Here is a 12,207-nt window from a genome sequence, read left to right on the forward strand (position 1 = left end):
AGCAGTTTTACGTATCGCTAGCAGTAAAAAAGCCCCAATGCTGAGTTGGGGCTTGATGGGGAAAACGAATGCGCGGGTGAGGAAAGGATGACCTACTTAGTCACCATCTTCTGGATTTGTTTAGCACGCTCTTCATCACTCAAGACCGAAGGCGGAGGTGTCACTATGCCTTTTTGGCAGGCGGGGCGCTGGGCTAGTTCGTCTAACCAACGTTGTAAGTGAGTGAGTCCTTCCATATTGATGCCGCTCCATTCATGGATGCGTACCCAAGGCCAAGTCGCGATATCGGCGATGGTGTACTCATCACCGGCCAGATACTGATGCTTGGCTAACTGAGTATTCATTACCTCAAACAAACGTCGACCTTCTTTTTGGTAACGTTCAATAGCCGCAGGGATTTTTTCGGGGAAGTAACGGTAAAACACGTTAGCTTGACCCATCATTGGGCCAACACCGCTCATTTGGAACATCAGCCATTGAATGACCTGCGAGCGTTTTTTAGGATCGGCAGGCAAAAACTTACCCGTTTTTTCAGCCAGATACAGAAGAATCGCGCCGGACTCGAACACCACAAAGTCATCGTTATCTCGGTCGATAATGGCGGGAATACGGCCATTAGGGTTAATGGCCAGAAACTCAGGCTGTTTCTGTTCGTTAGTGTTGAAATCTAATTTATGCACTCGATAGTCGAGACCCATTTCTTCGAGCGCGATGGAAATTTTAAAACCGTTCGGGGTGGCGGCGGTATATAAATCAATCATAGTTATCCCTTAAGTCTTAACTGGTTAGTGCTTAACTTGGCTGCCCAACAGGGCATCGCTGTCAGTTTTTTGGGGTAAGCGACACTATTGCTGGGCGCTGGGCCACTGTCGCAAACCAAGCTTTAATGTGGGGCAGAGTGTCATCCACCAGAATATCTAAGTTTTTAATAAAGCTAATAAAAACGTATGCAGAAATGTCGGCAATCGTAAAGTTATCGCTGGCAACATAACTTGATTTAGCTAATTGTTGGTCTAAGGTCGGCAGGAAGTCAATGACCCGTTGGCGTGATTCTGTGCCCCAAGCCTCGACGCAATTCTCTCTGTCTTTGTAAATGCCAGTCAGATTTCTAAAGGCTTGAAAGCCAACCATCAGTCCCTGTAATTCAATGATGCGTTGCCACATTTCCACTCTGGCACGCTCTAGCGGACTGTTGCCAAAGAGCGATGTTTCACTCGGATGGATTTCTTCTAAGTAACGGCAAATAGCTACGGATTCACATAGATAGCTACCATCATCGAGTTCGAGCAGGGGAATACGGCCGTTGATACTTTTGGCTTTGAATTCAGGATTGAGGTTTTCACCGCCACGAATGTCTACATTCACGCGCGGAATGTCTATGCCTTTTTCTGCGAGGAAAATACTCACGCGTCTTGCGCTTGGCGTAGGGGCTAATTCATAAAGCTTCATGCTATTTCCTTCTCTTTATCTTTAAGTTTGGCCAAATAGGTCTTTAACGGAACGTTCGGTTAGGATAGAATTTACGCCATATCTAAACGGTCAGTCAAGAATGTTTTTGCCCAGTGGCATTCCGTTTAATGCAGGCATCAATGTAGGTTTGGACCATGGCACGCAGTTGTAATTTTGATAGACAAGAAAAGCTTATCCAGGCGATGGAGTTGTTTTGGCAGAAGGGGTTTGCTGAGACCTCGATTGCCGATCTGGTCGAACACTTGGGGATTAATCGCTTCAGTTTGTATAACAGTTTTGGCGATAAACAGAGTTTGTATCGCGAATCCCTGCGCTTTTATCTCGACCATTATTCCTTTGGGGCGAAGGAGCAAATCCTGCATGCGCAGGCGGGATTGAGTGAGATCTTGACCTATTTAGCGCGATTTGTGGCATTGCAGCGTGAGCAAGAATACGGCTGCTTTATGCAGAATGCGGTGATGGAAAAATGCCTCGACGATGACTGCGTGCAGCAGGAATGCCAGCGCTTATTTGCTCAGTTGCAGAGCCATTTCACCGACGTATTACGCTACAGCCAGTTACAAGGTGAGTTATCCCAATCTGCTCAACCTGAGCCGTTAGCGGCTTTTTTAGTGCTTCAATTACAAGGGATTAGAGTGTTAGGCAAGGCGAAAGAATACGCTTTGTTGGATAATGCATTTCAGGTATTAAGCGAGTACCTTAAGAGTCTCGCGTTGACGCCACTTAAGCCGGACGACGGGAAATAAGGTTTAGGTTAAACCGATAAGTATAAGGCCAAGTGAACGCTTGGCTTCATCATAGATAAAACTAAAAGTCCAATTCGAGGGCAAAGCACAAGTAGGCCATTAATTGGCTACAGTGGGCGAATTGTTCGGCGCAGTAACGGGCGGCATCGGTTTGGCAGAGTCGCTCAAAGGGGATTGGCTTTAGTGCGATAAAGTCCTTACGTTTGAGTTCGTCCAGCATAGGGTGATGCTTATCGAATCCCTTTGGCGGGCGAGTTAAACTATCACCATCCATCACAAATCCTTGGCTGGTTAAGGTTTGCAGCGCCTTTTTATAGCCGTTGGGGTTTTCATCTATACAAGTTCGAATCGCATTCAGCACTTTAGATTCTGGGTGCCAAATACCGGCAGCAATAAAACATCCATCCTCGGCTATGTGTAAATACAGCCCAGGAGCATGCACATCTTTCCCCTGAAAATGCCGAAACTGGATCCCCACATTGGTTTTATAGGGTGTCTTGTCGTTGCTAAAGCGGCTGTCACGCTGCGGACGCATTAAGCTGCCACCGACTTTTTTCGCAACCGCCGTTAATCTTGGGGAAATAGCAACAATATCCGGCTGAATTTGCTCGATAAAACGCAACGCAGGAGTTCTAACGTGATTCTCATATTCATCCTGATGGGCTTTAAACCAGTCGCGGGAATTATTGTGCGCCAGCCGTTTGAGAAAATCTAAGCTTTCCGCCGTAAATGTTGTATCGGTGGCATGTGAGCTTGAAGATACTTGCATCGCCATTTTTCTAAATCCCTTAATGTTTATGCGCGCCGTGGGTAAGCGTTCTATATTGCCAGCCTTGAGTTTAATTTTAAATGTGTCAAATGGTTCGATGACTCAGGTTCAATGTTTTAAACCTTAGCTTTTGTGGCTGTTTCCCTTCGGGAAGTATGACGAAAAAGCTAATACACTTTATCGAGTGAACTTTGATTACACTATGATTTTTAAGAAAAATGTCTTTACCCCATCCATAGAGATAAACTTTAGTCCTATCAAAGTTTATGGTTATTTTACTCCTGCCCCTGCCGTGAAAAGCCAATTTATGGCATAATCCGCGTTTTATTACGCATGTAGACAGAAAAATGACTGAAAATGAATTGCTAACTCGCTGTGGCGGCAAATGTGAACTTTGCGGAAGTGACGTCGAACTCTCTATTTATGACTTACCGGCTTCCGATGGTCATGAAAACGAGATTATGATTTGTGAAAACTGCAGCAGCCAAATCGCAGCGCCGGATACTATGGACATGAACCACTGGCGTTGTCTTAACGACAGCATGTGGAGCCAAGTACCCGCGGTTCAAGTGATGTCATATCGCATGCTGAAACGTCTAAGCAGCGAAAGCTGGGCGCAGGATCTGCTGGATATGCTGTATCTGGAAGATGATTTACGTGCTTGGGGCGATGCCGAATCTGCTGCCGCCAGCGATGATACGCCACCGACGTTAGACAGTAACGGTGCAGTACTGAACGCGGGCGATACAGTGGTTATCATTAAAGATCTCAACGTAAAAGGTACCAGCTTTGTGGCAAAACGCGGCACAGCGGTACGTAATATTTCGTTAACCAATAATCCTGAACATATCGAAGGCCGTGTAAATGGCACTCGTATCGTGATCCTGACCTGCTTCGTTAAAAAGTCTTAATCGACTTAAGTTAAAGCAGTCCGCTTGATACCTGAACCGCCCAATTTGTATGAATTGGGCGGTTTTTTTATGCTGTATTTTATCTTGCCTACTTATTAAAAGTATCCGCATATACAAATAGTTAAATTAGGCGATAAAATGCGTAGCATGTGAAGAATCTTTATATAGAGATAAAGCTATGGACAAAAACTCGCAATCATCCGAAGCAAAGCAAATGTCGACTCCAGTCGAAGACGGATTGGATAAAATCCTCGGCCAATGGCAGGCTCAAGGGGTGAAAGAGGATCTTGTCCCTATGGCGGTGTTGGGACGTATCGCGCGGCTGACAAAATATATGGAAAACGCCATCGCCCAGTGTCACGGCGAATTTGGCTTAGGTCAGGGGGAGTTTGATGTACTCGCGACACTAAGACGCTCGGGTGAGCCTTATATGCTATCGCCTTCGCAGCTCTATCAGAGCATGATGTTAAGCTCTGGCGCCATGACAAGTCGTTTAGATCGGCTTGAAAATAAAGGACTGATTGCCCGTGAACACAGTAAGGAAGATCGCCGCGCCGTGCATGTGTCGCTCACCACTGCAGGTAAGGCGTTGATTGATGCGGCGCTGCCTAAACATATTCAATGTCAGAGCGCATTATTGGCTGGGGTGCCCAGCGTCGAGCACGACACATTGCAACAGATTTTAAAGACTTGGCTTGCTCACTTTGAACGTTGATAGATGTGGATTTTTAAGGTTGTGTACTGAGTGCCATATGGCGTAACTAGGGATAGCATCAGGGAGTGACTATGGTTAAAAAACGCGAAGCGTTTGAAATTGATGGCAAGCGAGTCATTGCGGGCACGCAAATGGGGATTAAACTTCCCGCGGCTAAGCTCTATACCGATACTCAGCTCGATATTCATGTCGAAGTGTTTCACGGCCTCAAACCCGGCCCGAGACTGTTAGTCTGCGCTGCAATCCATGGCGATGAGCTAAATGGTATTGAGATCTGTCGCCGCTTGCTCGGACGCGTCAATCCTAAAAATCTGGCCGGTACCCTGATTGTAGTGCCGATAGTCAATGTGTTTGGTTTTATACAACAATCTCGCTATCTGCCCGATAGACGCGATCTAAACCGCTGTTTCCCGGGGTCTTGTAAAGGTGCGCTGGCGAGCCGTTTAGCTAACCTTTTTGCGACCCAATTACTGGTGCATGCGACCCATGTGATTGATTTACATACGGGCGCAATTCATAGGGATAACTTGCCGCAGATCCGTTGTGATACTGGTGATGAAACCATGTTAGCCATGGCAAATGCCTTTGGGGCGCCACTTATCATGCATTCTAAGGCGCGTAGTGTATCGATGCGTGGCTATGCGAACCAGCAGGGCATTCCCTGTATTTTGTATGAGGCGGGGGAGGCGCTGCGCTTTAGTGAACTGGCAATTAAGTCGGGTCTTAAGGGCGTACTGAATGTCATGCGTAGCCTAGGTATGCTTAAAGGCCGAATCAGTAACAAGGTCGCCAGTGTGAGTGCGATACGCAGTTATTGGATCCGCAGTGAGTCCGATGGTTTGGTAAATATGAAGCTCAAACTCGGGCAGCGGGTCAACAAGGGGTATATCATCGCCCATATTGTCAGTCCGCATGGGGGCGATAGCGTAGCCATTCGCGCGCCCACCGATGGCATTATCATAGGGATCAGCAATATACCTGTGACCAACGAAGGTGAGGGCATGTTCCATATTGCGCAGTTCGAAGGGGATGAAATTGAAATCGCCAACGAACAACTCGATGAATTTTTAATGGAATACGCCTGATATTAACTGTGCCATAGCTTTACAGCCAATAGCCCATTGAGGAGTCAAATGAAGACTGTTAACGTTGGTGATAAACAGATTTGCCCCAGTAAAATTCTTTGTATCGGGCGTAATTATGTTGACCATATTCACGAGCTTGGTAATGATCTTTCCGAAGATATGGTGGTGTTTTTCAAGCCAAACTCGGCGATTAGCACAGTGTTACATACCGAGCATTTAGGCGAGGCGCTGCACTATGAAACTGAGCTGTGTTTCATCTACCAGCAGGGGCGTTTTAGCCATGCGGGGGTAGGGCTGGATCTTACGAAGCGTGAGCTGCAAAGCAAACTGAAAGGCAAGGGGTTACCCTGGGAAAAGGCCAAAGCTTTCGATGGCGCGGCGCTATTTAGCCCGTTTGTCGCTATCGATGATGCCTGCGCGGCATTTGAATTCAGCTTAACTATCGATGGGACCTTAACCCAAGCTGGTCATCTTGAGTTAATGATCTATAACCCACAGACAATTCTGGCCGAATTACAAAGCTTTACCACCTTGGAAGACGGCGACATTGTGATGACAGGCACCCCAAAAGGCGTCGGCATCATTCCACCGAATCGCGTATTTAAGGTGGCCTTAGGCCTTAAGGATGCGCCACACCAAACGCCTTTGGTCGAATGTGAATGGCAAAGCCAGTAATCAGCGATGTCGTGATAGTCGGCACCAGTTTTTTGATATAACAATATCTTAGCTGGTTAGCCCGTAGCAGTATTGATGGAGCTGTTGTTTATTGGCAGTAATCTGGTGGGCTATAACCGCCATTATTTTTGCGGGCAATGACGCTCGTACTAAGGGCAAAGATTAGATGCCTGCTACGGCTTCCATATCTAGCTCGATATCGGTACAGCCCTTAGGGCAGAAAATGCCTGCGGCTTGGTCGGCTTTGGCCGTTTCTGGCAGGATGACTTTAAGGGGTTGATTACAGCGTGGACATTGCACTGGCTTGCCTTTAAAGACCCGTTTGATCAGGTTTTTCTGTTCATTAAACGAGTTTGCGGTGGTTTGATTTAACACAGCAAAAGGGCTAGTGGATGCATTTGTCATAGGCAATCAGATCCTTAAGGATTCAACAGGGGGAACGAGTTTTTGTGGGATATCACAAGGCCTTGGCGTATCCCTTAAGTTTGGGGATTATAGCCTGAGTTGGCACGGGATGGAAAAGCGCAAATCGGCTTGCTAATTGGCAGGATCAGCAAGCCTAGGTTGTTTATGGGGTTTTAACTAAGACTTAGGCTTAAATTTATCCTTCTCTAAGTTCAGTTTTTTCATTCTTAGGTACAGCTTTTTACGCGGGATCCCTAAGTAATTGGCGGCGTCTGTCACTCTTCCTGAACAAAGGTAAAGAATGTTCTCAATCACTTGTCTTTCATAGGCATCGACGAGTTCATCGAGCGGCGCCTCGGGAGCCTGCACCAATTTTAGGGTTTCTTCGCCGGGGAGTTTGATAATGCCAACCGCATAGAGTTCGGCGAGGTTTCGCAGCTCGCGGATGTTACCTGGCCAATGGTGGCGTTTAAGGATCTCAATGTAATTTAAATCAATTTTAGGGGTTGGGATATCAAAGCGCTTACAACTCTGGCTAAGGAAGTTGCGGAACAAGGGAATAATATCGCTCTTGCGCTCGGCCAAAGTGGGCAATTGGATCCGAGCCTGTGAGAAGTAGTAATAAAGTTCGGGTAACAGGGCGCCAGTTTTGACTTCATCGTCGGGATTGGTATCGAAGATACAAATAGTTCGATGGCTTTTGGTGTTGAGTCTTTCTTGATCCAACAAGCGAGTGCATAGCCAACGCTGATGCTCATGGCTCAGTTGAGTTAATGAACGCAGCACTAAGGTGCCATTTTGAACTTTAACAATGCTGGCCTCCAATTCGGCTAAGCTGGGGTACTCTTTGCAATCATGGATGATTAAGCTATTGTTTTTGTGCTGGCTTAAGCTATGAAGCACGGAGGCGACTAAGTGGCGACCCGTGCCAATTTGCCCTTCAATCATTACATCTTTATCGATTCTGGCAATCTGGCTTAGCTGTTGGCGGATTTGGTTGATTTGCTCGCTAGTGCCGAAGAGGTGTTCCTTAAAGGTGCTCGTAATGGCTTCCCGTTGTTCAATTATCCCTTGGCGAATGTGTTGCGCACGCTTCAGTAGTTGGATGAATTGCGCCGAATCGAGCGGTTTTTCGAGAAAATCAAACGCACCTCGTTTGACCGCCTCGACGGCCAGAGGAATATCACCGTGCCCAGTGATCATAATCACAGGGATTTCGGGATCGATTTTTTTCACTTCATTGAGTAAATCCATGCCATTCATCGCCGGCATATAAATATCTGAGACGACAACGCCGTTCCAATTCTCATTGAGTAGGGCAAGGGCCTTAGTTGGCGAATGGGTGCCCTTAGCGCTGTAGCCCGAAAGCTGTAATAAATGACGGTATGCGGTGAGAACATCTTCATCATCATCGACGAGTAGCACTGTAAAGGGCGTCGAATTTTCAATCGGCATTGTGGAACTCCAAAATAATCATAGCGCCGCCATCTAAGTGTGATGCCACATAAATGTTGGCGTTAAAACGTTCGAGAATCGAGCGGCAGATGCTCAATCCTAAGCCTAGACCAACGGCCTTGGTGGTTGTAAATGGGGTAAATATTTGCGGAAGAATGTTTTGCGCAAATCCCGGTCCATTGTCGTAAATGGCCAGAGTCAGTTTGACTGAAGTCTGTTCAAGCACAGTCACATAGATGTGTTTATCGGCCTGACTTGCGGTGGCATCCATGGCATTAATCAGGATGTTAAGCAGTACTTGCTCGACTTGAACTGCGTCCGCTTGGATCAGATACTCTTTAGTTAACTCATTATGAATTATGATGTTTTCATTTCTCGCGCGGGTTTCAACCAGTACCAGCGCGTTATTCACCAGTGAGTTGATATCTATGCTGACACTTTCAACCTGGGTGGGGGACTTGCGTGCAAAGTTACGAATTGCAGCAATAATTTTCGCCATCCGCAGATTCATCTTTTCCGTTTTACCGAGCATGTCTGTGAGTAAATCGAGCTGATCCGTCTCTAAGGCCAAGCGGCAACTGTACAGATAGGTACTGACGGCCGAGAGTGGCTGGTTTAACTCATGGGCAAGGCTTGTCATGGTTTGGCCTACAGCCGCCATTTTGGCCGCTTGGATAAGGTCCGCCTGTGCTTGATGTAAATGGGCCTCAGCCAGTTTGCGTTGCTCAATCTCCGCGGTTAATTCTTGGTTTTTCACCGTGAGATTTAAGGTTCTATCCGCCACTAAGCGTTCGAGTTCACGGGTGTTGAGCTCTTGCTTAGTGATGTCGGTAATCGTCACCATATATTTGGCTTGCCGAGCGTGTTCGAAAGCCTGCAGGTGAAAATGTAAGTATTGCGGCGCGTTATGTTTCACTAAATTGAGGATACATTCACTCTGGCCTATTCGGTTCAGCTCGCTATCGACGGCGAACAGCGCCAATAATTGCGGTTGGCAGGCGGCGGGAAAGGCCTGCCATAGGGTCAAATTCGGTGCGAGCGTGCTTAGACTCAACAATTGCAAAGCATGGGGATTGGCCGATTCGATTTCGCCATTGGGATGGCAGGTTATCAAGCTAGCTTGGGCGTTATTGATCAGGGTCAGCGCATTGCTTTTGACCATGGCTTGCATATCGACACAGAATTGTCTTAAACAGTCCCCCATATGGCCAATTTCGTCTTTCCCTTGGGTGGTGATTGGCCAATCTAAATGGCCATCGGCCACATTTTTTAAGTCAATTTCGAGGGTGTTGAGGCGTTTTAATACCCTTTGGCGGATAAGTACCGTCAGCACCAATATGCTGATGACAATGGAGATGATTGAAATGAGCACAATAACCAACTTTCCATTGATGATCATGGATTTGGTATTGGTATTGAGGGAATTGAATGCTTGGCTAGATTGCTCAAGTGTTGCAATGTTCTTGAGGTGAAACTGGGTTAACATTTGGGTTAAAGGCTCGGCTAACTGGGATACAGCCAATTGCGCTTGCGTATCCAGTTTGAGTAGTCGAATCAATTCACCATTAGAGCTGATGAGGGTGATTAAATTCTTCATTATCTGTCTATGGCTGATCGTCGAGGGGAAGCTGGTGAGTTTCTCCACAAGCGCTTCAATTTCGGCGATTTTCTGATCCATATATGAGAAGGCACTGGTTAATTCCCGGGTGTATCTCTGGTCAATAATCTCATTGACTAGGGTAAATAGCTCAGTCTCCTTGGTTGAAAGTTCCTGCAGAATAAAGAACTCATTCATTAAGGCATTTGGCGATAGGTTATCGACTGGGTGTGAGAGTAACCGAGTGACGTGCCACTCGACTTCCTGCATCAAAGGGGTCATCTCATCATTGAGGTCTTGATGCAACCAAGTGATACGTTTCTGAAGATTATCAAGCTCTTGGCTATAAGCAATTTTTTGCTTTAACAATGTGTCCTGTTGTTCAATCAAACTCGAAAAGTGGTCAAGAGCCTGCCGTTGTTCTGGAAGTAATTGGCGGTCTGGATTACTGCTGATATAGGCTTGTTTTATGGTTTCTATTTCATCTTTTAAATCGTTCTCAAAGTTTTGATAACCGAGTTCATCGTTAATTTTATAACTGTTAGAGATAATGCTTTGCAGGTTTCCACTCGAACGCTCAAGCATATAAGCGCCGTTAAGCGGTGGCAGACTATGCTCGACAATATGATTGATTTTATTACTCAGCTCCTCCCAAATGAGCACTGTGGTAATGCCAATAAACAGATTCAGAAAAGTCATGCTCACAAAGGCGAGCATTAATTTTCCGCCTAAAGAAGTGGGTATTTTAAAATAATTCTTTTTCATAGTTTTTTAGAAGCTAGACTATTCATTAAACTAATGGCTTGGTCTAATTGGGATTCACTTTCCTTACGCCATTGGTACATTATTTGTTCTATTTCGTTGGCGTGTTTATATTCATTCGCCTGCCGAATAAATTGATGCTGTAGCTGTAATGATTCCGCCTCATCAATCGGCACCGCGCTAGCTAATTGACGCGCTTGATTGATTATATTTTGCTCATCTTGCTGAATGTTTTTTGCGGCTTCTGCTTGATGGATTAATTTCCAGGCGAGCTGAAGTTTAGGTAATTGATAGGTAATTACTTGATCAAATAAGGCATTAATAATAGTCGCCCGATTAAATAACATTTCTGCATTAATCACAGGGTGAGAGTTTTGTGCAAGGCTCGCATCAGTGAGTGAGTGCTTAGCAATGGCATTGGAGCTAATCAGTTTTTGACCATTATTTGAGAGAAAATATTGAATGAGCTTCTCTACATTGGCTTTATTTCTGCCACGGGGCGTGACGGAAATATAGGTCGGTAAAATAACGGTATTGGGTAAATAGTTAAAATCAGTAAAAGGGAATTTGTTTTTAGCATCAATCGCATAGCTATCAATTACCACCCCAGCCCCCACGAGTCCGCGGGAGATTGACTCACTGACGCCAAAGCTTCTGGCTGAGACTGAGGCCAAATTGCCACCTACCTCACGCAGTAAGGCCCAGCCTTGTGCCCAGCCTTTTTGCTGCAATACCCCTTCGACCATCATATGCGTGGTGCCCGAATTGTTGGGGGTGCTCATCATGATATGCCCCGAAAATTGCGCTGTCGCGAGGTCTTTCCAGGTAAGGGGGATGGGTAAGTTGTTTTTCTCCAGATAACGCTGGTTATACATAATGGTGATGCCAGAGTAACCTAATACAATGGTTTTATTACTCTTTGTCAGATCGTGCACCGTTAACCAGGCTGGCATTTCGTATCGCTCCGAGGGGGCGACGATAAGTCCCTCTTTATCTAAGTCATGGAAGAAGGTTGGGCTGGAGGAAATAATCATATCAACCGGATTGATTGATGATTGTTGTACCCACTTTAAGGCGGGACCAGTGCGACGATAAACCACTTGGATAGGAATATCGGGATTTAACTCTTTGAATTCTTCGAATAATGCTCCCATAGGTTCTTCAGAAAATGTGGTTAATACGACTATAGGTTCAGCCGCTTTGGCGGAATTAAAAGTTGCGCTTAAGCAGAGGCTAGCGCACAGCAATAATAATGACCTTGAGATGTTAATTTTTATTTTCTGCAGTGGATTTTTTGCACCCATTTTAATGCCACTCATATCATTCACACCTTAATTGGTGACTCAACTCGCATATTTTTTAAATTTTTAAATTCTTGTTTTGCGGTAGTTGAGTCAAATTTGACTCGATTTTTTGGGGTTTGAAATAGCTTAAGTCATCTTTCTCGTTTTCGCTTTGTACTAACACATAGGAATTAGCTTTTTAAGGACGAGTTTGTGTCAAAACTAACCCGTTTCTCCCAATTTGTTGCAAGTCTGACTGGGCATTAGTGTGTCTGTGAAAATGATGTTACATGGGTTTTTGGTATGTGCATCGTTATTTTTTGGCTAACTAGAC

General features: G+C 45.7%; 12 protein-coding genes. 5 read left to right on the forward strand and 7 right to left on the reverse strand.

All coding sequences use genetic code 11. The features are described from left to right. Positions 1-92: 92 nt before the first annotated feature. Together ACK5NH_RS09925 and ACK5NH_RS09930 are read right to left on the reverse strand one after the other, a co-directional pair. Complete coding sequence (locus ACK5NH_RS09925; RefSeq protein WP_374911547.1) at positions 93-761, reverse strand: glutathione S-transferase family protein; 669 nt, start codon at positions 759-761, stop codon at positions 93-95. Positions 762-822: 61 nt separating this feature from the next. Further along, entirely contained in the window at positions 823-1,449 is a 627-nt protein-coding gene (locus tag ACK5NH_RS09930) for a glutathione S-transferase (protein WP_416919671.1), read from the reverse strand. Between the two features lie 155 nt (positions 1,450-1,604). Between ACK5NH_RS09930 and ACK5NH_RS09935 the strand changes: the two genes are divergently transcribed. Then, a complete protein-coding gene (locus tag ACK5NH_RS09935) occupies positions 1,605-2,216 on the forward strand; it encodes a TetR/AcrR family transcriptional regulator (protein WP_416919673.1) in 612 nt (203 codons plus the stop codon). Between the two features lie 61 nt (positions 2,217-2,277). Here ACK5NH_RS09935 and ACK5NH_RS09940 read toward each other — a convergent pair whose 3' ends face one another. After that, positions 2,278-2,991 (reverse strand): DUF2461 domain-containing protein, encoded by a 714-nt coding sequence (locus ACK5NH_RS09940; protein ID WP_416919675.1) that lies wholly within the window; start codon positions 2,989-2,991, stop codon positions 2,278-2,280. Positions 2,992-3,332: 341 nt separating this feature from the next. Between ACK5NH_RS09940 and ACK5NH_RS09945 the strand changes: the two genes are divergently transcribed. The 4 genes from ACK5NH_RS09945 to ACK5NH_RS09960 all read left to right on the forward strand — a co-directional run bounded on the left by ACK5NH_RS09945 (position 3,333) and on the right by ACK5NH_RS09960 (position 6,371). Further along, the gene (locus tag ACK5NH_RS09945) at positions 3,333-3,896 is read left to right on the forward strand and encodes a PhnA domain-containing protein (protein WP_416919677.1); all 564 of its coding nucleotides are present in this window, start codon (positions 3,333-3,335) and stop codon (positions 3,894-3,896) included. Positions 3,897-4,074: 178 nt separating this feature from the next. Further along, complete coding sequence (locus tag ACK5NH_RS09950; protein ID WP_416919679.1) at positions 4,075-4,611, forward strand: MarR family winged helix-turn-helix transcriptional regulator; 537 nt, start codon at positions 4,075-4,077, stop codon at positions 4,609-4,611. A 71-nt stretch (positions 4,612-4,682) separates the two neighbouring features. Further along, positions 4,683-5,696, forward strand: a complete 1,014-nt coding sequence (locus ACK5NH_RS09955) for a succinylglutamate desuccinylase/aspartoacylase family protein (RefSeq protein WP_416919681.1) — start codon at positions 4,683-4,685, stop codon at positions 5,694-5,696. A 48-nt stretch (positions 5,697-5,744) separates the two neighbouring features. After that, on the forward strand, positions 5,745-6,371 hold the full coding sequence (locus ACK5NH_RS09960; RefSeq protein WP_416919683.1) for a fumarylacetoacetate hydrolase family protein: 627 nt from the start codon (positions 5,745-5,747) through the stop codon (positions 6,369-6,371). Between the two features lie 162 nt (positions 6,372-6,533). Here the strand turns inward: ACK5NH_RS09960 and ACK5NH_RS09965 are convergent, their stop codons facing one another. From ACK5NH_RS09965 to ACK5NH_RS09980, 4 genes are all read right to left on the reverse strand, one after another. Further along, on the reverse strand, positions 6,534-6,776 hold the full coding sequence (locus ACK5NH_RS09965; protein ID WP_416919685.1) for a hypothetical protein: 243 nt from the start codon (positions 6,774-6,776) through the stop codon (positions 6,534-6,536). A 177-nt stretch (positions 6,777-6,953) separates the two neighbouring features. Next, positions 6,954-8,231 carry a sigma-54-dependent transcriptional regulator gene (locus ACK5NH_RS09970; protein WP_416919687.1) on the reverse strand — a complete coding sequence of 426 codons (1,278 nt, stop codon included), beginning with the start codon at positions 8,229-8,231 and terminating at the stop codon, positions 6,954-6,956. Continuing rightward, positions 8,221-10,545: an ATP-binding protein gene (locus ACK5NH_RS09975; RefSeq protein ID WP_416919689.1), complete on the reverse strand. Its 2,325-nt coding sequence runs from the start codon at positions 10,543-10,545 to the stop codon at positions 8,221-8,223. The genes ACK5NH_RS09970 and ACK5NH_RS09975 overlap by 11 nt, the downstream gene beginning before the upstream one ends. A 44-nt stretch (positions 10,546-10,589) precedes the next feature. Then, positions 10,590-11,909: an ABC transporter substrate-binding protein gene (locus tag ACK5NH_RS09980; RefSeq protein ID WP_416919691.1), complete on the reverse strand. Its 1,320-nt coding sequence runs from the start codon at positions 11,907-11,909 to the stop codon at positions 10,590-10,592. Positions 11,910-12,207: the final 298 nt, after the last annotated feature.

The sequence above is a fragment of the Shewanella sp. genome (genome assembly GCF_047975355.1).
Classification (GTDB): Bacteria; Pseudomonadota; Gammaproteobacteria; order Enterobacterales; family Shewanellaceae; genus Shewanella.